The sequence below is a fragment of the Yersinia sp. 2540 StPb PI genome (genome assembly GCF_052217165.1).
Lineage (GTDB): Bacteria > Pseudomonadota > Gammaproteobacteria > Enterobacterales > Enterobacteriaceae > Yersinia > Yersinia enterocolitica_E.
Genome location: NZ_JAZGQC010000001.1, coordinates 3,733,777 through 3,759,467 on the forward strand (window position 1 = coordinate 3,733,777; position 25,691 = coordinate 3,759,467).

Genomic DNA, 25,691 nt, shown 5'->3' on the forward strand with positions numbered 1-25,691 from the left:
TACAAACACATACATTGAATTACGCACAAATACATAAGTCACATTAAACCATTGAAATTAATGTACAAACCTGGCAAACAAAGAGCATATAAATACAGTGAAAGACAAGCCAATACAAAAGACGTTTTACATTCACGATTACGAGACCTTTGGTCAGCGTCCGGCATTGGACCGGCCGGCCCAGTTTGCCGGGGTACGCACCGATTTAGATTTCAATATTATCGAAGAGCCATTGGTCATTTACTGTGCTCCCGCCGATGACTATCTGCCACAGCCAGAGGCTGTGATGATAACCGGTATCACGCCACAGCATGCCTTAGCCAATGGCGTGAATGAGGCAGAATTTGCCCGCCAAATCCATCAGGCTTTCAATGTGCCGGGCACCTGTATCCTCGGTTACAACAATATTCGTTTTGATGATGAAGTCAGTCGCAATATTTTCTACCGCAATTTTTACGATCCCTATGCCTATAGCTGGCAAGGAGGGAATTCCCGCTGGGATCTGTTAGATGTGATGCGAGCTTGTTACGCCCTGCGCCCGGAAGGTATCGTCTGGTCGGAAAATGAAGATGGCCTGCCGAGTTTCAAGCTTGAGCATCTGACCAAAGCCAATGGCGTTGAGCATTTGCATGCCCATGATGCGATGTCAGATGTGTATGCCACCATCGCGATGGCGAAATTGGTCAAACAGGCGCAACCCCGCCTATTCGACTATTTATATCAACACCGCAGTAAGCATAAAATAAACGCACTGATTGATATCGCGGAGATGACGCCGTTGGTTCATGTCTCTGGCATGTTTGGCGCGGCACGGGGCAATACCAGTTGGGTTGCGCCGCTGGCATGGCATCCTGAGAATAAAAATGCGGTGATTATGTGTGACCTGGCCGGTGATATGTCGCCATTGCTGGCGTTGGATAGCGATACACTGCGCGAGCGTCTGTATACCCGCCGCGACAAACTCAATGCACAGGATGCAGCGGTGCCACTGAAACTGGTGCATATCAATAAATGCCCGGTACTGGCTCCCGCTAAAACTTTATTACCGGAAAATGCTGATCGTTTGGGCATTGATCGCCAACGTTGCCTGCAAAATTTACAATTATTGCGGCAAAATCCGCAAGTACGTGAAAAAGTGGTGGCACTGTTCGCCGAAGCCGAACCTTTTGCGGTATCCGATGATGTCGATGCACAACTGTATAATGGCTTCTTCAGCGATGCCGACCGCGCCACCATGAAGATCATTTTACAAACTGAACCGCAAAACCTGCCCGCACTGGATTTGACCTTTCAAGATCCACGGCTGGAAGCGCTATTTTTCCGCTTTCGCGCCCGTAATTACCCCAATACGCTGACTGACAGTGAGCAACAGCGTTGGCTGGAACATCGCCGCGAAGCCCTCAATCCTGAAAGAGTGCAGGACTACGTGCTGCAACTGGAACAATTCTATAACCAGTATCAAGACGATAAAGAGAAGCTGGCACTGCTGAAAGCACTGTTTGAGTATGCCAGAGGCTTGGTGAGCTAGGGTTGTGGCAGTAAATTATCCCATAAAAAACGGAGCCATCAGGCTCCGTTTTAGTCAGCAATTGCGCAATATCAGATGCGACTACTGTGCCAGTTCGCCATTAAATTGAGGCAGAGCCTGACGGAAAACACGGGTTTTCCAGACCATATAAGCCAGACCAATCGCGCCCCACACCAGCCCCAGTGTCATTGAACTGCTTTCCAGATTCATCCACAGCACCCCCACCGTTCCGGCACCAATCATTGGCAGAATCAGGTAGCTGAAATGATCCTTAAACGTTTTGTTACGGCGTTCACGGATATAGAACTGTGAAATCACTGACAGGTTCACGAAGGTAAAGGCCACCAGCGCACCAAAGTTAATCAATGCGGTCGCCGTCACCAGATCAAAGGAAATAGCTGACAATGCCACGCCACCGACCAACAGTACGTTGATTGCCGGAGTCCGCCATTTCGGGTGCACGTAACCAAATATTTTTTCTGGGAATACCCCATCGCGGCCCATCACATACAGCAGACGCGAAACGCCAGCATGTGCCGCCATCCCTGATGCCAATACCGTGACACAGGAGAAGCACAAGATAACTGACTGGAAGAATTTGCCAGCAACAAACAGCATAATTTCCGGCTGTGACGCATCAGGATCAGTGAAGCGCGAAATATCCGGGAAATAGAGCTGTAAGAAATAAGACACCACAATAAAGATCACGCCGCCAATCAATGCCGTCAAGAAAATCGCTTTCGGGATCACTTTACCGGCATTGGGGGTTTCTTCAGACAATGAACTGATGCCGTCGAAACCCAGGAATGAGAAGCACAGTATCGTGGCCCCGGTTATCATCGGCACCAAATGGGCATTTTCAGAATAGAACGGGCGTGGGCTTACCAATGTGCCCGCACCTTCACCCTGATAAACACCATGAATCAATAGCCCCATAAAGACCACCATGATAGCCACCTGAACCACAACAATAACCGAGTTCAAGTTTGCCACCACGTTGATGCCACGCAGGTTAAACAGCGTCATCAGGCTGACCAGCGCGCCAACAAAAATCCATGATGGCACACCAGGGAAAATTGCTTCGAGGTAAATTTTTGCCAATAGAATATTAATCATCGGCATGAACAGATAGTCCAGCAGTGATGACCAACCCACCATAAAGCCAACATTCGGACTAATGGATTTCTGGGCGTAAGTATACGCCGACCCCGCAGACGGGAAGCGTTTAACCAGTTTGCCATAGCTGATTGCCGTGAACAGCACCGCAATCAACGCAATGGCGTAAGAGGTCGCGACATGACCATCGGTCAAACCGGAAACAATGCCAAAAGTATCGAAAATGGTCATCGGCTGTAAATAAGCCAGACCCATCATCACCACTTGGACCAGTGTTAGTGTTTTTCTGAGTTGGACGCGGTTGTTGGTACCCGTTTGGTTAGTACCGACTGCAACAGTAGCGTTATGCGTCATGATTCAGCCTCCCCATACCTTTAACCCGATTCGCAAGTGTAGCGCACAGGTTAGAGGTGACGGGGAAACTTCGTATCTGCCTGGGATACGTAAGTGGGGAAATAAGAGCGGAGTAACGGGTATTTGCCATACCTGCTGCGCCATAATCGCTGCATGTGCAGCGCATACCGGTGGGCACCGGTGCCAGTGTGAATAATTGCCCCATCTTTCTTTCCTCATAACGGCGATTTCAGTATGTGAATAATCGCTCGCGGACCTGTTTATCTATCCGGATCGTTGTCCGGCCTCTTGATTTGTGAAAACATGAATGCAAAAAAATAACCGACGCGTTTAAACGTCGGTTATTGCATGGCGCGTATTCTGCCCTAAGTTGAGAGCAAAAAACAAGATGTTAAAGCACTTGAAACAATATTCTTATGACAGTTTGATCTATACCCTAAATAATTCGAGTTGTAGGAAGGCGGCAAGCGAGAAAATCCCGATGAGCTTACATGAGTAAGTGATTCGGGTTATTGAGCGTAGCCAACGCACATGCAGCTTGAAGTATAACGGGTATAAACGGTTATTCCCGCGTGCTATCAGTGCTGAGCGGCCATTTCTACCCGCTCAATTGCCGCCCACAGTTTGTCTGAATTCAATGCAATAGGCAGATAATGAATTGATTCACTCGGCTTCAGAATTCGACCAATCACCCGCTCAATAGCATCGCGATCATTAATATCAACATCCAGCGCCGCTAAATGGGTTGGCAAGCCCAACTTTTTAAACGCCACAATCAATGACTGTAATGCCTCATCCTGCTCCAGCAGGGCTGTCTGGACCAAAATCCCATAGGCCACTTTGGTGCCATGCAGAAAATGCTCAGTTTGGGGTAACAGAGTCAGGCCATTGTGCACTGCATGTGCCGCCGCCACCCGGGTATAACGCTCCCCCAACCCACCAACCATGCCGCCCCCGGCAATAATCGCATCCACCACATCCAGAAAGTCCTGTGTCAGTTCAGCTTGCTTAACCGCCCGTAACGCGGCTTCACTTTGCTTTAGCAGCACATTACGAATATCCAACGCAGCCTGTAATCCGAGGCGAACGGTGAGAGATAACGTTTCCGGCTGTGGGCTAAGTACCACGGCTTCGTACCATTTTGCCAAGGTATCGCCAATACCTGCCAGCAGATATTCCACCGGTGCTTGCAAAATGATGCGCGGTTCAACTAAGACTAAGTGATTAGCATCTTTGAAAATTTCAAAATTCAGTGCCTGCCCGGCGTCGCTATACCAGACGGAGAGTGGCGTCCAGGCGGCGCAGGTTGCAGCGATAGTCGGGATAGCGACCAGTGGCAACCCCAGCTTACGTGCCACCACTTTTGCGGTATCCAATACTGCCCCACCGCCGATACCGATCACCACCTGGCGGTCATTGCCCGCCGTTTTCACCAAATCCGCAACAGTAGACTCACTGCAATGGGTTGAAAACGCAGCACGCACCGCTTGCGGCCCGTGGAACGCGGCGGGCAAGTAATCACTGGCTGCCGCCAAAGCACGCTCACCAAAGATCCACAGTGCCTTATCCAGGGCCGCCGGAGGGTAGAACTCACTCAGTTTGTCGATAGCACCCGGAAAAGAAAAATAGTTGGCCGGACCTACCTGTACCCGGATTGCATTCGTGCTCATCGCGCGTTCCTTTTAAATTACGTTCTTATCGCTGTTTTTCTCATCTTAAGGGGTAAGCCAGCAATGTTTAATAATTTTTTGATATACCTTAACTACTTTAGTTTGTTGCGAATAATAGAAACTGTGTTAAAAAAGAAATCTATCAGCAGCATTATTGACTGCCTGTTTCTCCGGTTGATTGACCTGAGAAAAATCGTAAGCCTATTTCTGAATAGCAAAAAGGGGTAGGTCGCCAAAATACTTTATAGGGCAGTCACAGAAATTTATGTCCAGCATCAGCTCCTCCCGCCTTGAGATGCGCAATATCTCTATTTCGTTTTCTGGATTCCATGCACTACAACAAGTTGATTTTACACTGGAAGGTGGTTCCACCCATGCACTGGTCGGTGCTAATGGTGCAGGAAAATCAACCTTGATGGCTATTCTTTCCGGCGCTCACAGTCACTATCGTGGTGAGATCTATATTGATGGCCAACAGATAGATATTCATTCCCCCCGACAAGCCAAACAACAGGGTATCCATGTGGTTCAGCAAGAGGTTGATGTCGCGCTGATCCCCACCCTGTCTGTGGCGGAAAATATTATGCTGGATACACTGGCAGAGCAGGGACATCTGTTTAACTGGCCGCAGCTTTACCGTCAGGCAGAAGCGCTACTCGGGCAACTTGATGTTAAATTAAATGTGCGTCAACGTCTGGAATCCTGCACGCTGGCAGAGAAACAACAGGTGTTATTAGCCCGCGCCCTTTCCCACCAATGCCGTTTCCTGATTTTAGATGAACCCACCGCACCACTGGATCAAGAAGAGAGCGCGCGCTTGTTCCGCGTAGTCCGCCGTTTGCAATCGGAAGGCATGGCAATCGTTTTCATTTCACATCGCATCCATGAATTACGCGAAATTTGCGATCAATTAACGGTGTTACGTGATGGGCGACGTGTCAGCCATGATGCCATGGGTGAGCTAAGCGGCGAGCAGATTGTGGAAAAAATGCTTGGCCATACGCTGGATGATATTTTTCCCCCTCGGCGAGCGGCGGTCAGCCGTAAAACACTGCTGGCAGTACGTGGTTTACATGATCAACACAAATTGCGCGATATTTCCCTGACACTGCATGAAGGGGAGATTCTGGGTATTGCCGGGTTAGCCGGTGCGGGGAAAACCGAACTGTGCAAAGCGTTGTTTGGCGCAACACCCAGCCGTGTCGACAGTGGCGAATTACAAGGTAAAACTTGGAAGCCACGCTCGCCCGCCCAATCTGTCGCACAAGGATTGGCATTGGTACCGGAAGAGCGGCGCAAAGAAGGTATTTTTATCCACGAAGGGATTGCGATGAATCTCAGTGTGGCCGCCGATGACAGTTTTTCCCGCTGGAGTATTTTTAGCCGCCGTCAGGAGCTAAATTGGGCCAAAGAGTTAATTCAGCGTCTTGGGATACGTGCCTCTTCGCCGCAACAGAAACTCGCGCGCCTATCGGGAGGCAATCAGCAGAAAGTGGCAATCGGCAAGTGGTTGCGCGGTGATGCGCAGGTACTGATTTTTGATGAACCGACTAAAGGTGTCGACATCAAAGCCAAGCAAGACCTGTTCACTCTGATTGACGCTTTAGCACAGAGTGGGAAAGGCATTATTTATGCATCCGGTGAATTCTCAGAATTGGTCGGTTTATGCTCTCGCATCTGTGTGTTGTGGGATGGGCGTATTGTCGCCGAACTGAACGCCGCCGATGTTGATGAAGAGACATTATTACTATTCTCTACTGGAGGAACTCCTCAGTGAACAAAGAAATCCCCCTAGCCGACGCACAACCATGGCGTCATCAGCTCTTTGATTTTCTCTACAAATGGGGGATGTTACTCACCGTTGTGGCGCTAATCGCGTTATTTGGCTTGGCATCGGATAACTTCCTCGATCCAAACAATATTATCAATATTTTGCGCTCCATCGCCATCGTGACGGTGATTGCCATTGGAGTGTCGATTTCGCTGTCGATTGGTGGTTTTGATCTGTCGGTGGGTTCCACCGCTTCGTTGGCCAATGCCATCGTGGTATCGCTATTTGTCTGGTACGGTTTTGGTACCACTGGCGCCATTATTCTAACGCTACTGATTTGTACCTTGGTCGGCCTGTTTAACGCCTTTCTGATCGTGGTACTGAAGATCCCTGACATGCTGGCCACCCTTGCCAGTCTATTTGTGATTCAGGGCGTGGCGATGACCTACAGTTATGGCGGGTCTATCACGCAAAATATGTTGCTACCCAGCGGCGATATGGCGGAAGGCGTCATTCCTGAGATGTTTTCAGCGCTGGGCCAAGTGCCGGTAATTGTGCTGATTATGCTGGCGGTGACAATTGTAGTGCAGTTGTATCTGTCGCTAACCAAGCATGGCCGGCGCATGTATGCAATTGGGGGTAATCCAGAAGCGGCTCGATTGGCGGGTATCCGTACCGTGCGTTATCGGGTGCTGGCCTATGTGCTCTCTTCCCTGTTAGCGGCACTGGGTGGCATTCTGCTGGCATCACGTATTGGCTCGTCGCAGGTGAACGCCGGGGGGAGCTACCTAATGGATGCCGTGGCAGCAGCGTATATCGGTTTCTCTTTGGCCGGTTCTGGCAAGCCTAATGCTTTCGGCACCTTAATTGGCGCGGTGATCTTGGGTGTATTACAAAACGGCCTGGTGATGCTGTCAGTACCTTATTATGCCATGGATATCATCAAAGGACTGGTATTAGCGATGGCGCTGGCGCTGACCTATATCCATCAAAAGCGGTGATAGGGCATTGATTCTTATGTTGTAATGCTTTCAATATCCATTCAAGGCATAGCGAGCGAAAGTAGTTTGGGTGCGGCCAGCGCGCAAAAACCGGAGCGTACACGTAGTACGTGAGGATTTCGAGCACTGCCCAAGCCCAAAATACAAACGCTCAGTAGCCGATAAGATAATTAATTCAAAGGCATTCGATTTGGGTCTGGATATTGATACTCAAACCCCAGCTCGCTACAAATTTTGCTGCCATCAATCTCACGTGGTGCTTCCTCAATATCCTCGGGAGCAAACTCCGGTGGCGTCAATTGTAATGCTCGCGCGCACTCAGGATAGAAATCACGCTTGGCGGGATGGTGTGGCGCACACAAATTATAAATATGGCCTCCCCTTGGCAGCTTAAGCAACAACTCGATGGCTGAAATAACATCTTCCTGATGCACCAGGTTAACCCCCAGTGAGCCGCCTTGCACACCGCATTTCCCTGCCAGAAAACGGCCAGGATGGCGATCGGTGCCCACTAGCCCGGCAAGGCGCAAGATATCCACCGAAGTATTGGGTAACTTATGCAACCAAAGCTCTAGCTCCATCAGTGTTTTACCGGCAGTGGTCACCGGTTGAAGCGGTGAACTCTCTTTGATTCGGCCACGGGTTTCGCCATACACCGAGGTAGAACTGGTAAAAATAATGCGCGGCATACCGAAAGCCAATGCGCTGTCGACCACCATCTGTACCGCCTGAAGATATTGTTCCCCACGTTCGGCGGTGCGGCTGGCAGGTAAGGTAATGACCAAAGCATCAGCGGTCATCAGTTGCTCCAGATCGTCTGGAGAGCAAATCAGTTCCGGTGTCAGTTGCAATTGAAAACAATCAACTCCGCTCATTCTGGCGGCATCGACACCATCTGGCGTAGTCTTACTGCCAACCACTTGTATTCCACGACGGATTAATGATTGCGCCAATGGCATCCCCAGCCAGCCCAACCCAATAATGGCTACTTTCTTCATTTCAATTGCTCTCCACGGATTCATACCGATAACCTATACCCTAAATAATTCGAGTTGCAGGAAGGCGGCTAATGCACATGCAGCTTGAAGTATGACGGGTGTATACCGATAACACACGTAATACGCATAAGTTACGCCAACTACTGTTACCTAACAATTACTCTCTATTATGGGCCTCTTTCTATAAATCGGTATAATGACGCTGGGTAAATATTTCATGCTTATACTGACATAAAACAAAGTGATAATGACTAAGTAGAAAACCATTACTGGTTGATAAGCCGCACCCTTCCAGGGTGAAATAAATGCATCAGGCGAAAAAAAGGTTGCGCGCTACCGAGCAGATGGTTTAGGTTGATTGACAGAAGTTATGCCACGTCATGGCTATATGGATACATCAAGGCTATTTTGATTTGCTCAAAACCGCCCAAACAGAGAAATTATTATGAACTGCGTTCAATTTAATCACCATCATCACCATCATCCTGACTAGTCTTGCAGGCCGATGTGTGCTGGAAGACGGTTAACGAATCTTCCAGGTGGCGGTAGAACGCAATAGAGAAAGCCCTCGGAAGATTATCTTCCGAGGGCTTTTTTGTTGCTCATCATTTTATATGATTAATTAATAGATTGAGGATTTACCATGCTGGATAAAACACGTTTACGCATTGCAATGCAGAAATCAGGCCGCCTGAGTGATGATTGCCATGAATTGTTATCGCGCTGCGGGATTAAAATCAATTTGCAACAACAGCGCCTGATCGCTTTTGCAGAAAATATGCCAATCGATATCCTGCGAGTACGTGATGACGATATCCCAGGACTGGTGATGGATGGGGTGGTTGATCTGGGGATTATTGGCGAAAACGTGCTGGAAGAAGAGTTACTGAGCCGCCGTGCTCAAGGCGAAGATCCCCGTTACTTCACCTTACGCCGCCTGGATTTCGGTGGCTGTCGCCTGTCACTGGCAGCCTCACTGGATACCGAGTATACCGGCCCGCAATGCCTGCAAAATAAGCGCATCGCCACCTCTTACCCACACATTTTAAAGCAATACCTTGATAAACAAGGGGTTACCTTTAAATCTTGTTTACTGAACGGTTCCGTTGAAGTAGCACCACGTGCCGGTTTGGCGGATGTTATCTGTGATTTGGTGTCAACCGGTGCCACCCTGGAAGCCAACGGCCTGCGCGAAGTTGAAGTCATTTACCGCTCCAAAGCGTGCCTGATTCAGCGTGATGGCGAAATGCCAGCCGATAAGCAACAACTGATTGATCGCCTGATGACCCGAATTCAGGGCGTTATTCAAGCACGTGAATCCAAATACATCATGATGCATGCACCCAGTGAACGTTTGGACGAAATCATTACTCTGCTGCCAGGTGCCGAGCGCCCTACTATTCTGCCATTGGCCGGTGATAAGAGCCGTGTCGCCATGCACATGGTCAGTAGCGAGACGCTGTTCTGGGAAACCATGGAAAAGCTGAAAGCGTTAGGTGCCAGCTCCATTCTGGTATTACCGATTGAAAAAATGATGGAGTAACTGATGCAGCCGACGAATTTCAATACCCTAATCGACTGGCAGCAATGCAGCGAAGAGCAGAAAAAATCGCTGTTGAGCCGCCCGGCAATTAATGCCTCTGACAGAATCACCGCAACCGTCAGCGAAATCCTTGATCGGGTGAAAGCCGAGGGTGACAGTGCCTTGCGTGATTTCAGCCAACGCTTTGATACGGTGCAGGTTACCAATATCCGCATCAGTAGCGATGAGATAACTGCCGCCGTCGGGCGCTTGAATGACGACATTAAACAAGCCATGGCGCAAGCAGTATGTAATATTGAAATCTTCCACAACGCGCAGAAAATGCCCGTGGTGGATGTTGAAACGCAACCGGGCGTACGCTGCCAGCAAATCACCCGTCCGATTGCCTCCGTCGGCTTGTATATTCCCGGTGGTTCCGCCCCGCTGCTGTCTACCGTACTCATGCTCGGTACCCCAGCACGCATTGCCGGTTGCCAGCGGGTCATTTTATGTTCCCCGCCGCCGATTGCCGATGAAATACTGTATGCCGCGCAACTGTGTGGGATTAATGAAGTGTTCCAGATTGGTGGAGCACAAGCGATTGCTGCCATGGCATTCGGTAGCGAATCAATACCGAAAGTGAACAAGATTTTTGGCCCCGGCAACGCGTATGTCACTGAAGCGAAGCGTCAGGTAAGCCAACGTTTGGATGGTGCTGCAATTGACATGCCAGCTGGCCCGTCAGAAGTGTTGGTTATTGCCGACAGTGGTGCTACACCGGCGTTTATTGCCTCTGATTTGCTGTCTCAAGCGGAGCACGGGCCGGATTCACAAGTGGTATTACTGACCCCGGATGCCGCCATTGCCCAAGCAGTCGCTGTTGAGGTAGAGCAGCAACTTAAATTGTTATCGCGCGCTGATATCGCTCGTCAGGCACTGGAAAGCAGCCGTTTGATCGTCACCAAAGATTTGCAACAATGTATTGATATCAGTAACCAATACGGCCCAGAACACTTAATTTTGCAAATCCGTCAGCCGGAAGACATTATCGATCAGATTAATAATGCCGGTTCAGTCTTTATGGGTGACTGGTCGCCGGAATCTGCGGGTGATTATGCCTCCGGTACCAACCACGTGTTACCGACTTATGGTTATACCTCAACTTATTCCAGTTTGGGTCTGGCCGATTTTGTTAAGCGAATGACAGTACAGCAATTAACACCGCAGGGCTTGCTGGGTCTGGCTTCGACTATCGAAATTTTAGCGCAAGCCGAACAACTCACCGCCCACAAAAACGCCGTTACCCTACGTGTTGCGGCCCTGACAGCCGCCCAAAAGGAGCAAGCATGAGCCAATCTACCAACGTCACCGATTTGGCCCGTGCCAATGTCCGTGCCCTGACCCCTTATATGTCTGCCCGCCGTTTGGGCGGTAATGGCGATGTTTGGCTTAATGCCAACGAATACCCGCTAGCGACCGAATACCAACTTACGGCACAAAACTTCAATCGCTATCCAGAATGTCAGCCGAAACAGGTGATTGAGCGTTATGCCGCCTATGCCGGTTTAGCAACTGATCAAGTGTTAGTCAGCCGTGGTGCCGATGAAGGTATTGAGCTGCTAATCCGTGCATTCTGTGAACCGGGTGAAGATGCGATACTCTTCTGCCCGCCAACCTATGGTATGTATGCCGTCAGCGCCGAAACCTTTGGTGTTGAATTGCGTACCGTGCAAACCACCGCGGACTGGCAGTTAGATCTACCGGCAATTAAAGAAAACCTGGATCGGGTGAAATTGATCTATGTTTGCAGCCCAAATAACCCAACTGGCAATTTAATCAACCCAGCCTCTCTGCGTGAAGTGCTGGAACTGGCGCAAGGTCGCGCTATCGTGGCTATCGATGAAGCCTATATCGAGTTCTGCCCACAGGCCTCGGTAAGCGGTTGGCTAAAAGATTATCCGAATTTAGTCATTTTGCGCACCTTATCGAAAGCTTTTGCATTGGCCGGTTTACGTTGTGGCTTTACCTTGGCCAACAGCGATATCATCCAATTGTTGCTGAAAGTGATCGCGCCCTATCCGTTGTCTACACCGGTGGCCGATATTGCTGCACAAGCGCTCAGCCCACAAGGTCTTGAGCAAATGCGCCAGCGGGTAAACGAAGTACGGACTAACCGCGCATGGTTACAAAGCGCGCTGCAAGACTGTGCCTGTGTTGAGCAGGTATTTACCAGTGAAAGTAACTATTTACTGGCCCGTTTTACCGCCGCCAGCAATGTATTCAAAACACTGTGGGACCAAGGCATCATCCTGCGTGACCAAAATAAGCAACCTGGGTTATCCAACTGCCTGCGCATTACGGTAGGCACCCGTCAGGAGTGTGAGCGAGTGATTGCCGCCCTTGCTCCCCTGCCCGGTATCAATAGCCCCAATAGCACTAATACCTCCAGCCTGCGTAAGGAAACGATATGAGCCAGAAATTTCTTTTTATTGACAGAGACGGCACCCTGATTGCTGAGCCACCGGAAGACTTTCAGGTTGACCGGCTGGACAAACTGGCGCTGGAGCCAGAAGTGATCCCGGCCTTGCTGGCACTGCAAAAAGCGGATTATCGTTTGGTGATGATAACCAATCAAGATGGCTTGGGTACCCACAGTTTCCCACAGGAAACGTTTGATCCTCCCCATAACCTGATGATGCAAATATTTAGCTCTCAGGGCGTCAATTTCGAGCAAGTGCTAATTTGCCCGCACCTACCTGCGGATAATTGTACTTGCCGTAAGCCGAAAACCGAGTTGGTAGAAAGTTATCTGGCTGAAGGCGTAATGAATAGTGCTAATAGCTATGTTATCGGCGACCGAGAAACTGACCTGCAATTGGCTCACAATATGGGCATCAGCGGCTTGCGTTATCAGCGTGATGGTTTGAACTGGTCGCAGATTGCCAAGCAGCTAACCCAACGAGACCGTCATGCCTATGTTAACCGTGTCACCAAAGAGACGGCAATTGATGTAAATGTGTGGCTCGATCGTGAAGGGGGCAGCAAGATCAAAACTGGCGTGGGCTTCTTCGACCATATGCTGGATCAAATCGCCACTCACGGCGGTTTCCGTATGGATATTCAGGTCAGCGGTGACCTCTACATTGATGACCACCACACCGTAGAAGATACGGCACTGGCACTGGGCGAAGCGATTAACAACGCGCTCGGTGACAAACGCGGTATTGGCCGTTTTGGTTTTGTCTTGCCAATGGACGAGTGTCTGGCGCGCTGCGCGCTAGATATTTCCGGCCGCCCGCATCTGGAATACAAAGCGGAATTTAACTACCAGCGCGTGGGTGACCTGAGCACTGAGATGGTTGAGCACTTCTTCCGCTCCCTCTCTTATGCCATGGCCTGTACCCTGCACTTGAAAACCAAAGGCCGTAACGATCACCACCGGGTCGAGAGCCTGTTTAAAGTGTTTGGTCGTACTTTACGTCAGGCGATCCGCGTTGAGGGCAATACCCTGCCAAGTTCCAAAGGAGTGCTGTAATGAATGTGGTGATTCTGGATACAGGGTGCGCCAACCTCTCCTCTGTCACCTATGCGGTGCAACGTTTGGGTTATGCACCCGTTATCAGCCGTGACCCTGAGATTGTACTGCGTGCAGATAAGCTTTTCCTGCCAGGTGTCGGTACTGCCCATGCAGCAATGGAGCAGTTAAAAGAACGCGAACTTATCGAACTGATTAAGAGCTGTACTCAGCCGGTATTGGGTATCTGCCTGGGAATGCAGTTGCTGGCGACCAGCAGCGAGGAGAGTGGTGGCATTGAAACTCTCGGTATTATTGATACGCCGGTAAAACAGATGATGGATTTTGGTTTACCGCTGCCGCACATGGGCTGGAATCAAATTACCCCACAAGCGGGTAATCATCTGTTTCGTGGGATCCCGGATGGGACCTATTTCTACTTTGTGCACGGATATGCAATGCCAATATGCCCAGATACCATCGCCCAGGCCAATTACGGCGAGCCGTTTACCGCCGCAGTAGAAAAAGACAACTTCTTTGGCGTGCAGTTTCATCCGGAACGCTCCGGTGCGGCTGGAGCCCAATTGCTGAAAAACTTTCTGGAGATGTGAGCACCATGATTATTCCTGCGTTGGATTTGATCGAAGGCAAGGTGGTGCGTTTGCATCAGGGCGATTACGGCCAGCAGCGTGATTACGGTAATCACCCACTGCCTCGCTTACAGGATTATCAGCAGCAAGGCGCTCAGGTGTTACATCTGGTCGATCTTACCGGGGCCAAAGATCCGGCAGCCCGTCAGATCCCCTTGCTGCGCGAGTTACTGGCTGGTGTGGATGTCCCGGTGCAGGTGGGCGGCGGTATCCGTAACGAACAAGATGTGGTCGCACTGCTGGAAGCCGGTGCAACACGGGTTGTTGTGGGTTCGACAGCCGTTAAGCAGCCAGAAATGGTGCAACAGTGGTTTGAGCGCTATGGCGCTGAAGCCATTGTATTAGCGCTGGATGTCCGAATTAATGAGGCGGGTCGCAAACAGGTGGCTATCAGCGGTTGGCAGGAAAACTCAGATGCTACGCTGGAACAAATCGTCGAGCAATACCTGCCGTTTGGCCTAAAACATGTGTTGTGTACTGACATTTCCCGCGATGGCACCCTGAGTGGTTCCAATGTAGAACTGTATCAGGAAGTGTGCCAGCGCTACCCACAAGTGGCATTCCAGGCTTCCGGTGGTATCGGTTGTCTGGATGATATTGCCCGCCTGCGTGGCAGTGGTGTGCAAGGTGTGATTGTGGGCCGCGCGCTATTGGACGGCAAGTTTAACGTGAAGGAGGCGATCGCATGCTGGCAAAACGTATAATCCCTTGTCTGGATGTGAAAGACGGCCAAGTGGTCAAAGGCGTCCAGTTCCGTAATCACGAAATCATCGGCGACATCGTGCCACTGGCGCAGCGTTATGCACAAGAAGGTGCCGACGAGCTGGTGTTTTACGATATTACTGCGTCATCTGACGGCCGTGTGGTCGATAAAAGCTGGGTATCGCGGGTCGCAGAAGTGATTGATATTCCTTTCTGCGTGGCGGGTGGGATTAAAAGCGTTGAAGATGCAGGTCAGATCCTGACCTTCGGTGCCGATAAAATCTCTATCAACTCACCGGCGCTGGCAGATCCGACCTTAATTACCCGTTTGGCCGACCGCTATGGCGTACAATGCATTGTCGTCGGTATTGATACTTGGTATGACGCGGAAAGTGACAGTTATCAGGTTTATCAATTTACCGGCGATGAAAAACGGACCAAAGCCACCACCTGGCAGACCGAGGATTGGATCAAAGAGGTCCAGTTACGTGGAGCCGGTGAGATTGTGCTGAATATGATGAACCAAGATGGCGTGCGCAACGGCTACGATTTACGTCAGTTGAAACAGATGCGAGCCATCTGCCATGTTCCGTTGATAGCCTCTGGCGGTGCAGGTACCCCAGAACACTTCCTTGAGGCTTTCCGTGACACAGATGTCGATGGTGCGCTGGCAGCCTCGGTGTTCCATAAACAAATCATTAATATCGGCGAATTGAAAAAGTATTTGTCTGAACAAGGCGTGGAGATAAGAGTGTGTTAAGCGAACAACAAATTGCCCAACTGGATTGGGATAAAGTCGACAATCTGATGCCAGCCATCGTTCAGCATGCCATTTCCGGTGAAGTTCTGATGATGGGGTATATGAATCAGGCCGCACTGACGGTGACACAGCAAACCGGCAAGGTTACCTTTTTCTCTCGCACCAAACAACGTTTGTGGACCAAGGGCGAAAGCTCCGGTAACGTGCTGAATGTAGTGAATATCTATCCTGACTGCGACAATGATACCCTGCTCATTCTGGCTAATCCTGTTGGCCCAACCTGTCATTTAGGCAATAACAGTTGCTTCGCCCCGGCGGCCAGCGATTGGGGCTTCCTGTACCAGTTAGAGCAGTTATTAGCCTCACGTAAATCAGCCGATCCAGCCAGTTCTTACACCGCCAAGCTGTATGCCAGCGGCACTAAGCGTATCGCACAAAAAGTGGGGGAAGAAGGGGTAGAAACCGCCCTCGCCGCAACAGTGAATGACCGTGAAGAGTTGACCAACGAAGCATCGGATTTGATCTATCACCTACTGGTGTTGTTGCAAGACCAAGATTTGAATCTGAGTAAAGTGATTGGCCGTCTGCGCGAACGCCACGAGAAGTAATTTTCGAGTTAGCTTTCTTATTGGCAAAAAAACGCCCTCGACTCAGCATCGAGGGCGTTTTTATTAAGGCAAATATCAAATACTGAAGTTTTGGTTGCCCGCAGTAAGACAGGAGAAACACTCAGATCGTAAAGACGCCATTAATCCATCCCTGGAGGCTCGAGCCGCACCGTCCTGGCGCGGACGCTTTACTCTTCTGAGCATTCCACCGGTTTTAAGTCATCGAATCCTCTTTGCCAAAAAAATTAAGACAAAGCGTAATCCGTTAAAAGGATTACTCCATCCACTCGGTATGGAACACACCTTCTTTATCAGTACGCTTATAGGTATGCGCACCGAAATAGTCGCGCTGTGCCTGAATCAAGTTGGCTGGCAGTACAGCTGAACGGTAGCTATCGTAATAATTAATCGCCGCAGAGAATGTTGGTGTTGGGATACCGTTTTGAACTGCATAAGACACTACATCACGCAGTGCTTGCTGGTATTCATCAGCGATCTGCTTGAAGTAAGGTGCCAACAGCAAATTAGCAATATCTGCATTTTCTGCATATGCATCAGTGATTTTTTGCAGGAATTGTGCACGGATAATACAACCCGCACGGAAAATCTTGGCTATCTCACCGTAATGCAAATCCCAGTTATTTTCGTCAGAAGCGGCTTTCAGTTGAGAGAAGCCCTGAGCATAAGAGACGATTTTACCCAGATACAACGCACGACGGATTTTCTCGATAAATTCAGCTTTATCACCGACAAAAGGCTGCACTTTAGGGCCAGTCAGTACTTTAGAGGCAGCTACGCGCTGATCTTTCAGAGAAGACAAATAGCGAGCAAACACAGACTCAGTGATCAGTGTTAATGGCTCACCCAAATCCAGAGAACTTTGGCTGGTCCATTTACCGGTGCCTTTGTTCGCCGCTTCATCCAGAATCACATCGACCAGATATTTACCGGCTTCGTCTTTTTTGGTGAAGATATCTTTGGTGATATCAATCAGGTAGCTGTTCAGCTCTCCCTTGTTCCACTCAGCAAAGGTGCTAGCCAGCTCTTCGTTGCTTAAACCTAAAGACTGTTTCAACAGGGAATAAGCTTCTGCGATCAATTGCATGTCACCGTATTCAATGCCGTTGTGAACCATTTTAACGTAATGGCCGGCACCATCGGCACCGATATACGCCACACAAGCATCACCGTCATCAGCACGGGCAGCAATCTTCTCAAGGATAGGCGCAACCAGTTCGTAGGCTTCTTTCTGGCCACCTGGCATGATAGATGGGCCTTTCAATGCGCCCTCTTCGCCACCGGAAACACCAGTACCGATAAAGTTGAAGCCTTGCGCAGAAAGTTCACGATTACGGCGGATGGTGTCTTTGTAATAAGTATTACCACCATCAATCAGAATGTCACCTTTATCCAGATGTGGAGTCAGTGAAGCGATAGTCTTATCAGTGGCTTCACCCGCTTTCACCATCAGCAGGATGCGACGCGGTTTTTCCAATGAATCAACAAAATCTTCCACGGTATAACTCGGCACCAGATTTTTACCTGGGTTCTCGGCAACCACTTCGTCGGTTTTGTCTGATGAACGGTTAAAGATAGAAACGGAATAGCCACGACTTTCGATGTTGAGCGCCAGGTTACGGCCCATCACCGCCATACCGACAACGCCAATCTGTTGTTTGGACATTAAAAAACTCCTGTCTGAAGGATGACACCTGTTACCGGCCTTGAGGCCAACAGGTTTTTGATGTGGGAAACATGTTAACTCAGGATTATGTCAGCTGGGTAGTGATTGGTGCGATAGATAGCACAACTGACCAGTTGCTGTTCGCACACGTTTGCTTTGGTAAAGTGCAAACCGATTTGACTCAATTGACCTGGCTGGTTTATAGACAAAAAAAGCAACCCCATGGATTGCTTTTCATTGCTGCTGAAATTGGCTTATGCCACGAACTCTTTCAACCAGGCTTTAAATTCTGCACCTTGTTTGGGGTGACGCAGGCCGTAGGCGACATAAGCCTGCATATATCCGAGCTTCTCGCCACAATTATAGGATTGGCCGGTTAATGCCACACCTTCGACTGGTTTAATCGCAGCCAGAGCATCAATGGCATCGGTCAGTTGGATACGGCCCCAAGCACCAGGCTTGGTTTTTTCCAGCATTGGCCAAATATCCGCAGATAAGACATAACGCCCTACTGCCGACAGATTGGATTTGAGGTCAGCCGGACTTTGCGGTTTCTCAACCATTGCGTTAATTCGGCTACTTTCACCCGGTGCCAGATCCGCTTTTTCACAAGAAATGACCGAATAGTTCGATAACGCCTCAGGTTCGACCGAGTGAACCAACACTTGGCTCGTACCGGTCTCTTCGAAACGTCTAACCAACTGAGCCAAATTATCACGGGTTAAATCCGATTTTGCGTCATCAATCAAGACATCTGGCAACAACACCGCAAATGGTGAGTCACCTACTAGCGGTTTGGCACACAACACCGCATGCCCCAAACCTTCAGGATGCCCTTGACGGATATGCATGATAGTCACACCCGGTGGACAGATAGATTGTACCTCATCCAATAGCTGACGTTTCACACGCGCTTCCAACATGGCTTCCAGCTCATAAGACGTATCGAAATGGTTTTCTACCGCATTTTTCGAAGAATGGGTTATCAGAATGATTTCTTTAATACCAGCAGCAACACATTCGTTGACCACATATTGGATCAATGGTTTATCGACAATAGGCAGCATTTCTTTTGGAATGGCTTTAGTCGCGGGAAGCATTCGCATACCTAAACCGGCAACTGGGATCACTGCTTTCAATTTGGTCATAATTAACCTACTGATTTCTTGAAGCGAATTTAAAATCTATTCCTACTCAGCCGCTAAGCTGAAGTTAGTCAATTTGCTGTTTCAGCCAGGCGGTAAAGCTCTCGCCCTCGGTGTTATGGCGCACGCCATAAGTGACAAAAGCTTTCATATAACCCAATTTGTCCCCGCAGTCGTGCGATTTACCGGTCATATGAAAAGCCTCAACATCCTCTTGCTCCATTAACATTGCAATGGCATCAGTAAGCTGAATTTCATCACCCGCCCCGCGTGGCGTTTTCTTCAGCAGCGGCCAAATGTCTTTTGACAATACATAACGCCCAACCACGGCAAGATTAGAAGGCGCATCAGCAAGTGAGGGCTTCTCTACCACTGCCGTCATTAGGGTACTTTCACCCGGAGACAAAGCCACATGATCACAATCAGCAATACCGTACTTGGAAACATCAGCTTTAGGCACCGGCTCCACCATGATCTGGCTACGCCCGGTCTCTTCAAAGCGCTTAATCATACTGGCAAGATTTTCTTTAGATAAATCTGCTGTTGAATCATCAAGTAAAACGTCTGGCAGCAGCACAATAAATGGGTTATCACCCACCATCGGTTGGGCACATAATACCGCATGCCCCAAGCCCTTGGCATGGCCTTGGCGCACTTGCATGATAGTGACATCCGGCGGGCAGATATTCTTAATCTCTTGCAATAGCTGCCGCTTAACACGTGATTCCAGTGCAGCTTCCAGCTCAAATGATGTATCAAAATGGTTTTCTATCGCATTTTTAGAGGAATGGCTGACCAGCACTATCTCTTTTACTCCGGCGGCCACACATTCATTAACGATATATTGGATCAGAGGCTTATCCACCACCGGCAGCATTTCCTTTGGGATCGCTTTAGTCGCTGGCAGCATTCGGGTACCAAGCCCGGCAACAGGGATCACAGCCTTCAATTTCTTTTCCATCTACCATACCTTTTCTGGAGTGGCCATTAAGCAGGCCTTTGAATAGATACAAATACGATCTGGTAATACGAGCAATATGACCGCGCAAGACTGTATTCCAAATCCTACTTATCCTATATTTATATATTATTTCAATGTGTTACTAATACATGTTAACTGGGAAAAATAAAAAATTAACGCCCTAATGCCGTATTATATTCCACATTAACATTTTGTTCAGCCAACCTTCCGTAATTTGCCGATTTATAAGACTCTTTTAGCTATTTTAAGAATAAACCGAACAAATATATATCATGGCTGGATGCTTTAACTGCTTAATTGATTGTTTTTCAATCTATTTAAGCAATGCTTTTCCACTTTTTGTTGCTGTTGATTATTTGCGCCATTTGCAATCAGTGTAGGTTATTACATGATTGGATGTTGAATTTTAGCTTATCAGCGCCCATTATTCACTTTGGCGGCATAAACCGTAGAAATCAAAGGTGAAATTGGATATATGGAATGGATCGCAGATCCTACTATTTGGGCAGGACTGGCAACGCTGGTCGTGCTCGAAATTGTATTAGGCATTGACAACCTGATATTTATCGCCATTTTGGCAGAAAAGCTTCCACGTCATCAACGAGATAAAGCCAGAGTTACCGGTTTACTGTGCGCACTGTTGATGCGTTTGGTGCTGTTAGCCAGTATTTCATGGCTGGCCACATTAACGGCTCCCTTGGTCACCTTATCTGGCCACCCGTTCAGCGCCCGTGACTTAATCATGCTAGTCGGTGGGATATTCTTGCTCTTTAAAGCCACCATGGAGTTAAACGAGCGGCTTGAGGGCAAGGACCAGCATCAAGGTCAGCAGCGCAAAGGCGCACGGTTCTGGCCGGTCGTCGCACAAATTGTGGTGCTGGATGCCATATTCTCGCTCGATTCGGTTATTACTGCCGTCGGTATGGTAGACCACCTCGCGGTCATGATGGCTGCGGTGTGTATTGCCATAGGTTTGATGCTGTTGGCCAGTAAGCCATTAACCCGTTTTGTCAACGCGCATCCAACCATTGTCATACTCTGTCTGAGCTTCTTACTGATGATCGGTTTCAGCTTAGTGGCTGAAGGCTTTGGTTACCATATTCCAAAAGGGTATCTGTACGCTGCGATTGGTTTCTCCGTCATTATTGAATCGCTCAATCAATTCGCACAATTCAATCGCCGTCGCTTTTTGTCAACGGTTAGACCGTTACGTGAAAGAACCGCAGAAGCAGTGTTACGTATGCTAAGTGGCAAACACGAAGAGGCCGAGCTGGATAACCATACTGCTAACCTGATCGCTGATAATACCAGTGTCGGCCAAGAGGTGTTCAATGAGCAGGAACGCCGCATGATTGAACGGGTGTTGGGGCTGGCGCAACGTACCGTGAGCAGCATCATGACATCACGGCATGATGTTGAGTATCTGGATCTTAACGATCCGCCAGAGAAACTGACTCAGTTGCTGACAAAAAATTTGCATACCCGAATTGTGGTTACTGAAGATAGTTCGACCGATGAACCCTTGGGTGTTATTCACGTCATTGATTTATTAAGGCAGCAGTTAGCAGATGAAAAGCTCGACTTACGCGCATTGATTCGCCAACCGTTGATTTTCCCCGAGCAGGTTTCGCTGTTGATGGCATTAGAGCAGTTCCGTCAGGCACAGACGCATTTTGCCTTTGTCGTGGATGAATTTGGTTCCATCGAAGGGGTGGTTACCCTGACCGATGTGATGGAAACCATTGCCGGTAATCTGCCCGTGGCCGGTGAAGAGTTGGATGCCCGTCATGATATTCAGCAAACCGAGGATGGTTGCTGGATTGCGAATGGCTATATGCCGCTGGAAGATTTGGTGCTCTATCTGCCGCTACCTATCGATGATAAACGTGAATATCACACCTTGGCCGGGTTAATCATGGAGTATACCCAGCGCATCCCGCAGGTCGGTGAACAGATGAAAATTGGTGACTACCTATTTGAGCCGTTGGAAGTCAGCAGCCATCGTATCTTGAAGGTAAAAATAACACCGTTGAAAGTGCCTGACCCAGATTATGAAGTGTAATAAACCGTCGTGATTTGGCGTAAAAGCCGGGTAAACTCGCCCGGCTTTTTTATCGTGATAGATTGTGATTACAAGTGCACAGGCACCAGAATCTCAGTGGCAACAATCACCACCACCAACCCGACTAAAACCGGTACCGAGGTGCGTTTCACCACTTCAAATGGTGAAATTTTTGCCATACCAGCAACAGCAACCACCACGCCTGAAACCGGGGATAAAGTACGCCCCAAATTTGAAGCCTGTAGCATCGGAATAACCAGATAGGCTGGATTTATCCCCATCTGAGCTGCCAGTTTTGGAATCAATTCAACAAACGCATAGAACGGCGCATTGCCTGACCCGGTGGTCATAGCCGCCAGCATCGTAATCACCACCAGTACCAGCATCATAATAATGCCACCGGTACCAAAAGATTGAGCTAGCCCAATCAGACCACTGATAAAACCAACGGTACTCAACCCTTGTGCAAATACCCCGGCGGCAACCAAAAGCATTACTACAGTAGCAAACGCATCGGCCATGCCACGATAAGCCACCTCAAGGCCGGTAAATACTGTTTTAGCACTGAAGCTGCGTAAGAATTCAATGACGGCGGCAATCAGCATGCAAATCACCAACACTGTAATAATATGCAGTTCCGGCCCCCATTTACCGTCAAATATCAGCACGCCGATAATCGGGGTAAAGGGTAAAATGGCATAGAAACCCGGCGCATTGGTGGTGATGTCATTAACATCCATCATCTCATGCTTTTCCTGACTTTTATTATCCAGATAGCGCTGCCAGAAGAAGTGCGCGATAGCCATGCAGACAATCGCGGCAATAGAGATAGGTAAGGTGGTTTTAAAAGCAAAATCGACTAATGGCATCTCAGAGGCTTTCGCTGCCAGTACCACATCGCCTGAGGTTGGCGCGAGAATAATTGCCGCCGGTGATGCACAGATTGCAGCTGCGGCACCCCGACTGATACCGACGTTAACCATCACTGGGAACAGTGTCGCCATCAGTAACACGCCCAACCCGGTTGCCGATGATACCGCCAACGACATCAAGCAAGCCACAAGATAAGCCGCAACCATCAGTAAGTATGGGGAATTGATCATTTGCAGTGGTTTAGAGGCAATCTTAACCACGACATCATTGGCACCGATATGGGTCATATAAGCCGCAAAGCCACATAACATCATGATCATCATGCCAAGATCGCCACCACGGCTCATCAGCAAGATTTTGACATATTCAACAATGTCCGTCGCCCGCCAGCCGGTTGAGGTCGCACTGGCAGGTAATACATTCTTGCCCATCAAGGCACTGATAATTAATAGCAGTAAGCCACCGACCATCAGCACACCTGTTGCTGAATAGCCTTTAATAATATAACGGCCTACACCTACGGCCACGACTATCCCAATCAAAAGATCTAACATATACCCTCTCTGAATCTTGCCTGTTGCTGTGTGTTGCTAAATATTGCTTCAGCATTATTATCGTTAAAATACTTAAATGGCTCTGCACTCTGCCCAAAGTCCATCGGCGAGTTTATGACATCTATCAATGATTCGCAGAGATTTTAGAAACAAATAGTAGTTTGTGAGCAAGAGAGAGGATTTTATGTTTTGAATGGCGAGATTGGTGAACAATTATACAACAAATAGATAACAGTATGCCGTCATTATCTCCGATAAACAGCCATGCCTATCGGAGATAATGGGTAATTAAAGCTTATCGATAAGCTTTTTAAGATCTTTGCTAGCACGGTTTTGTTGATTACGCTCTGCCCAATCATTGAGTGCTTTTTTAGCTCGCTGCTGTAATTCATTACGCAACAACTGTTCGACATTCAATTGATAGCTAAGCTGAGTCCACGGACCATAAATGCGCAGAGGGATATCAGTAGCTTGCAACATTTTTACCAGGCTATCTTGCCCGCTCCAGCCTTGCATAACCCGCACCGCCAGATTCATATCACATTGCTGTGCGGGTAAATTAAGTGACCCATTACCTTTAATGGAAATCAACGCCGAATCGGCACTAAGATTACTGACTTTCATTGATCCTCGGTGCAACGCCAAGCTCGCTTGTAGCTGTGTAACCTCAGTATAACGCTCATAACGATCCTGACCTTTGACATCACTGGAACTGCGAGTCACCGCCTGTTGAATAAGCTGTTGAATATTCAGCCCTTCCAGCCGCGCATTAGTCATGCCGAACTGCGCATCCCCCTGCCAACGGTGGTTGAATGCCTCAACATTGAGGCCATCACCAGACAACTGCGCTTTCATGGAAAATTTGCCCGTCATCATCGGCGGCAAACCGGCGGCCAATAGAACCGGCCCCAATTCCATATGGTTTATCACTGGGTTAACGGTAGCCAGGACCCTCTTGCCCGTCACATCCAGTGAGCCTGGCAACGAAAAATCGCCCTCAACCGCACTACCGGTTAAGCGGCTAATCTCTACATTCCCGCGCTGATTAGAGGCTTGAAGATTGAGTTGACTGATTTTAATCGCCCGATAGACCAGGTTATTCGCCGTTAGCGATATTTGGGCGGTAAAGTCGCGTAATGCCTGCAAGTCCTGCCCGACATCATCATCAGCCTGAATCGCAATCACCGGCGCTGTCACGGCAAGCTGTTTGGCCGTTTCTTTGCTGGCAACCGTACTTTTAGACTCCCAACCAAAAATAGAATCCAGATTAAGATTGTCGGCAGCCAAATTGATAACATAATCGGGTACCTCCCCCAAGGTGGCCTTGGCGGTCCCCGTCAACTGGTTGTTATTAGCCGAGAAGCTCAGTTGGTTCAGCAATAATTGTTGAATATCGTGTTGATAACTGGCTTGTAGTGTCCCTTCGCCGCTCACGCCGCCAACAGGAATATCCGCACCTTCCAATTTATAACTGAATTGGCTGATATTGGCGCTGTACTGCTGTGGATAATGGCGCATGTCTGCATCCGCGACCAGTGAGAAAGTCACATCACGTTGGTTACGGTTAACACGGCTGGAGAGAGAGATATGTACTTGGCGTTGGGCATCTTGTTGAAGTTCAAGATTGATATCACGTACATTGACTTGATCATTGTCTGCCCGCTGCCAAATCAACAGGCTATCAGCGATTTGTACTTTATTAATGTCGAGCTTCCAGGCACGGTGCTCATTAACAGGCACATTACCGGATGGTGCAACAGGAGCGTCAGGCTGTTGTTGGGCTTCACTGTCGGGCGTCAAGCGGATAACCGCCCCTTTCAACATCACCTGTTTTACTTCAAGTTGATGTGATAATAGAGGCCAAAGTTTGACATCCAGCCGCATATTTTCAGCACTGACAACCGGTGCCGCCGCACCGGGGGCAGTCAGCGCGGTCCGGCCAGCAATAATGCTAAGCTGGGGCCAGACATGCCAGCGCAAATCCCCTTCCAGTTGCAACTGATAACCACTTTTTCTCTCTACCTGTTTGACCATGTAGGCGCGAAAGTCATTAGGATTAACCAGCAATACTAATGCGCTCATCCCTGCAACTAACACAACCAGCAGGATAATTAACGTCGTCAGTAATCGTCTCATGACATCCTCTTGTCTAATCAGGCTAAAAAGTCCAAACAGGCTAAACTTTGCGCAAGAAATG

Annotated in this window: 22 protein-coding genes and 1 other annotated feature; of the genes, 13 read left to right on the forward strand and 9 right to left on the reverse strand. The window is 48.9% G+C overall.

All coding sequences use genetic code 11. From position 1 onward, the window contains the following. Positions 1 to 97 precede the first annotated feature (97 nt). Positions 98 to 1,528, forward strand: coding sequence for an exodeoxyribonuclease I (gene sbcB, locus V1956_RS17390; protein WP_442825416.1), 1,431 nt, complete (start codon positions 98 to 100; stop codon positions 1,526 to 1,528). 81 nt (positions 1,529 to 1,609) lie between these two features. On the opposite strand, the gene V1956_RS17395 is transcribed toward sbcB, so the two are convergent. From V1956_RS17395 to V1956_RS17405, 3 genes are all read right to left on the reverse strand, one after another. Next, positions 1,610 to 2,998, reverse strand: coding sequence for an APC family permease (locus V1956_RS17395; protein ID WP_442825417.1), 1,389 nt, complete (start codon positions 2,996 to 2,998; stop codon positions 1,610 to 1,612). Continuing rightward, positions 2,988 to 3,203 (reverse strand): hypothetical protein, encoded by a 216-nt coding sequence (locus V1956_RS17400; protein ID WP_032906857.1) that lies wholly within the window; start codon positions 3,201 to 3,203, stop codon positions 2,988 to 2,990. The genes V1956_RS17395 and V1956_RS17400 overlap by 11 nt, the downstream gene beginning before the upstream one ends. Before the next feature lie 373 nt (positions 3,204 to 3,576). After that, positions 3,577 to 4,668, reverse strand: a complete 1,092-nt coding sequence (locus tag V1956_RS17405; protein WP_442825418.1) for an oxidoreductase — start codon at positions 4,666 to 4,668, stop codon at positions 3,577 to 3,579. Positions 4,669 to 4,933: 265 nt separating this feature from the next. On the opposite strand from V1956_RS17405, the gene V1956_RS17410 reads away from it, so the two are divergent. Next, positions 4,934 to 6,445 (forward strand): sugar ABC transporter ATP-binding protein, encoded by a 1,512-nt coding sequence (locus V1956_RS17410; RefSeq protein ID WP_372558475.1) that lies wholly within the window; start codon positions 4,934 to 4,936, stop codon positions 6,443 to 6,445. Beyond that, entirely contained in the window at positions 6,442 to 7,440 is a 999-nt protein-coding gene (locus V1956_RS17415) for an ABC transporter permease (protein WP_420070922.1), read from the forward strand. The genes V1956_RS17410 and V1956_RS17415 overlap by 4 nt, the downstream gene beginning before the upstream one ends. 170 nt (positions 7,441 to 7,610) lie before the next feature. Here the strand turns inward: V1956_RS17415 and V1956_RS17420 are convergent, their stop codons facing one another. After that, positions 7,611 to 8,438: an SDR family oxidoreductase gene (locus tag V1956_RS17420; RefSeq protein ID WP_372559861.1), complete on the reverse strand. Its 828-nt coding sequence runs from the start codon at positions 8,436 to 8,438 to the stop codon at positions 7,611 to 7,613. Positions 8,439 to 8,883: 445 nt separating this feature from the next. Here V1956_RS17420 and hisL point away from each other — a divergent pair, with 445 nt between their 5' ends. The 9 genes from hisL (at position 8,884) to hisIE (ending at position 16,194) form a co-directional block, all read left to right on the forward strand. Beyond that, complete coding sequence (hisL, locus tag V1956_RS17425; RefSeq protein ID WP_105877057.1) at positions 8,884 to 8,931, forward strand: his operon leader peptide; 48 nt, start codon at positions 8,884 to 8,886, stop codon at positions 8,929 to 8,931. Beyond that, positions 8,907 to 9,037: a sequence feature (His leader region), on the forward strand. It overlaps the preceding gene by 25 nt. Positions 9,038 to 9,081: 44 nt before the next feature. After that, positions 9,082 to 9,981 carry an ATP phosphoribosyltransferase gene (gene hisG / locus V1956_RS17430; RefSeq protein ID WP_004388789.1) on the forward strand — a complete coding sequence of 300 codons (900 nt, stop codon included), beginning with the start codon at positions 9,082 to 9,084 and terminating at the stop codon, positions 9,979 to 9,981. A 3-nt stretch (positions 9,982 to 9,984) separates the two neighbouring features. Beyond that, positions 9,985 to 11,310, forward strand: a complete 1,326-nt coding sequence (gene hisD, locus V1956_RS17435) for a histidinol dehydrogenase (RefSeq protein ID WP_442825419.1) — start codon at positions 9,985 to 9,987, stop codon at positions 11,308 to 11,310. Beyond that, a complete protein-coding gene (gene hisC / locus V1956_RS17440; protein ID WP_442825420.1) occupies positions 11,307 to 12,431 on the forward strand; it encodes a histidinol-phosphate transaminase in 1,125 nt (374 codons plus the stop codon). Before hisD ends, hisC begins: the two co-directional genes overlap by 4 nt. Further along, positions 12,428 to 13,495, forward strand: a complete 1,068-nt coding sequence (gene hisB / locus V1956_RS17445) for a bifunctional histidinol-phosphatase/imidazoleglycerol-phosphate dehydratase HisB (RefSeq protein ID WP_049603572.1) — start codon at positions 12,428 to 12,430, stop codon at positions 13,493 to 13,495. The genes hisC and hisB overlap by 4 nt, the downstream gene beginning before the upstream one ends. Continuing rightward, positions 13,495 to 14,085, forward strand: a complete 591-nt coding sequence (gene hisH / locus V1956_RS17450; protein ID WP_420074899.1) for an imidazole glycerol phosphate synthase subunit HisH — start codon at positions 13,495 to 13,497, stop codon at positions 14,083 to 14,085. Before hisB ends, hisH begins: the two co-directional genes overlap by 1 nt. Before the next feature lie 5 nt (positions 14,086 to 14,090). Then, complete coding sequence (hisA, locus tag V1956_RS17455; RefSeq protein ID WP_005187731.1) at positions 14,091 to 14,828, forward strand: 1-(5-phosphoribosyl)-5-[(5-phosphoribosylamino)methylideneamino]imidazole-4-carboxamide isomerase; 738 nt, start codon at positions 14,091 to 14,093, stop codon at positions 14,826 to 14,828. Next, on the forward strand, positions 14,810 to 15,586 hold the full coding sequence (gene hisF / locus V1956_RS17460; RefSeq protein ID WP_083159333.1) for an imidazole glycerol phosphate synthase subunit HisF: 777 nt from the start codon (positions 14,810 to 14,812) through the stop codon (positions 15,584 to 15,586). Before hisA ends, hisF begins: the two co-directional genes overlap by 19 nt. Continuing rightward, positions 15,580 to 16,194 carry a bifunctional phosphoribosyl-AMP cyclohydrolase/phosphoribosyl-ATP diphosphatase HisIE gene (gene hisIE / locus V1956_RS17465; RefSeq protein ID WP_372558472.1) on the forward strand — a complete coding sequence of 205 codons (615 nt, stop codon included), beginning with the start codon at positions 15,580 to 15,582 and terminating at the stop codon, positions 16,192 to 16,194. The genes hisF and hisIE overlap by 7 nt, the downstream gene beginning before the upstream one ends. A gap of 274 nt (positions 16,195 to 16,468) precedes the next feature. Here hisIE and gndA read toward each other — a convergent pair whose 3' ends face one another. From gndA to galU (V1956_RS17480), 3 genes are all read right to left on the reverse strand, one after another. Continuing rightward, on the reverse strand, positions 16,469 to 17,878 hold the full coding sequence (gndA, locus tag V1956_RS17470; RefSeq protein WP_420070924.1) for an NADP-dependent phosphogluconate dehydrogenase: 1,410 nt from the start codon (positions 17,876 to 17,878) through the stop codon (positions 16,469 to 16,471). 254 nt (positions 17,879 to 18,132) lie between these two features. Beyond that, positions 18,133 to 19,026 (reverse strand): UTP--glucose-1-phosphate uridylyltransferase GalU, encoded by an 894-nt coding sequence (gene galU, locus V1956_RS17475; RefSeq protein ID WP_420075412.1) that lies wholly within the window; start codon positions 19,024 to 19,026, stop codon positions 18,133 to 18,135. A 64-nt stretch (positions 19,027 to 19,090) separates the two neighbouring features. Further along, positions 19,091 to 19,984 carry a UTP--glucose-1-phosphate uridylyltransferase GalU gene (gene galU / locus V1956_RS17480; RefSeq protein ID WP_372568912.1) on the reverse strand — a complete coding sequence of 298 codons (894 nt, stop codon included), beginning with the start codon at positions 19,982 to 19,984 and terminating at the stop codon, positions 19,091 to 19,093. Between the two features lie 496 nt (positions 19,985 to 20,480). Between galU (V1956_RS17480) and V1956_RS17485 the strand changes: the two genes are divergently transcribed. Further along, positions 20,481 to 22,067 carry a TerC family protein gene (locus V1956_RS17485; protein WP_372558460.1) on the forward strand — a complete coding sequence of 529 codons (1,587 nt, stop codon included), beginning with the start codon at positions 20,481 to 20,483 and terminating at the stop codon, positions 22,065 to 22,067. 68 nt (positions 22,068 to 22,135) lie between these two features. On the opposite strand, the gene dcuC is transcribed toward V1956_RS17485, so the two are convergent. Then, positions 22,136 to 23,494: an anaerobic C4-dicarboxylate transporter DcuC gene (dcuC, locus tag V1956_RS17490; RefSeq protein WP_005187706.1), complete on the reverse strand. Its 1,359-nt coding sequence runs from the start codon at positions 23,492 to 23,494 to the stop codon at positions 22,136 to 22,138. A 288-nt stretch (positions 23,495 to 23,782) separates the two neighbouring features. Further along, a complete protein-coding gene (gene asmA, locus V1956_RS17495) occupies positions 23,783 to 25,630 on the reverse strand; it encodes an outer membrane assembly protein AsmA (RefSeq protein WP_420075114.1) in 1,848 nt (615 codons plus the stop codon). Positions 25,631 to 25,691: the final 61 nt, after the last annotated feature.

Bases quoted from the DNA above. Each gene is read 5' to 3' on its own strand.
- V1956_RS17395 (WP_442825417.1), bottom strand. From the start codon at position 2,998: ATGACGCATAACGCTACTGTTGCAGTCGGTACTAACCAAACGGGTACC.
- hisF (WP_083159333.1), top strand. From the start codon at position 14,810: ATGCTGGCAAAACGTATAATCCCTTGTCTGGATGTGAAAGACGGCCAA.
- hisG (WP_004388789.1), top strand. From the start codon at position 9,082: ATGCTGGATAAAACACGTTTACGCATTGCAATGCAGAAATCAGGCCGC.
- hisA (WP_005187731.1), top strand. From the start codon at position 14,091: ATGATTATTCCTGCGTTGGATTTGATCGAAGGCAAGGTGGTGCGTTTG.
- V1956_RS17485 (WP_372558460.1), top strand. From the start codon at position 20,481: ATGGAATGGATCGCAGATCCTACTATTTGGGCAGGACTGGCAACGCTG.
- hisC (WP_442825420.1), top strand. From the start codon at position 11,307: ATGAGCCAATCTACCAACGTCACCGATTTGGCCCGTGCCAATGTCCGT.
- hisD (WP_442825419.1), top strand. From the start codon at position 9,985: ATGCAGCCGACGAATTTCAATACCCTAATCGACTGGCAGCAATGCAGC.
- V1956_RS17405 (WP_442825418.1), bottom strand. From the start codon at position 4,668: ATGAGCACGAATGCAATCCGGGTACAGGTAGGTCCGGCCAACTATTTT.
- V1956_RS17400 (WP_032906857.1), bottom strand. From the start codon at position 3,203: ATGGGGCAATTATTCACACTGGCACCGGTGCCCACCGGTATGCGCTGC.
- V1956_RS17420 (WP_372559861.1), bottom strand. From the start codon at position 8,438: ATGAAGAAAGTAGCCATTATTGGGTTGGGCTGGCTGGGGATGCCATTG.
- asmA (WP_420075114.1), bottom strand. From the start codon at position 25,630: ATGAGACGATTACTGACGACGTTAATTATCCTGCTGGTTGTGTTAGTT.
- V1956_RS17410 (WP_372558475.1), top strand. From the start codon at position 4,934: ATGTCCAGCATCAGCTCCTCCCGCCTTGAGATGCGCAATATCTCTATT.
- hisH (WP_420074899.1), top strand. From the start codon at position 13,495: ATGAATGTGGTGATTCTGGATACAGGGTGCGCCAACCTCTCCTCTGTC.
- gndA (WP_420070924.1), bottom strand. From the start codon at position 17,878: ATGTCCAAACAACAGATTGGCGTTGTCGGTATGGCGGTGATGGGCCGT.
- galU (WP_372568912.1), bottom strand. From the start codon at position 19,984: ATGGAAAAGAAATTGAAGGCTGTGATCCCTGTTGCCGGGCTTGGTACC.
- hisB (WP_049603572.1), top strand. From the start codon at position 12,428: ATGAGCCAGAAATTTCTTTTTATTGACAGAGACGGCACCCTGATTGCT.
- galU (WP_420075412.1), bottom strand. From the start codon at position 19,026: ATGACCAAATTGAAAGCAGTGATCCCAGTTGCCGGTTTAGGTATGCGA.
- dcuC (WP_005187706.1), bottom strand. From the start codon at position 23,494: ATGTTAGATCTTTTGATTGGGATAGTCGTGGCCGTAGGTGTAGGCCGT.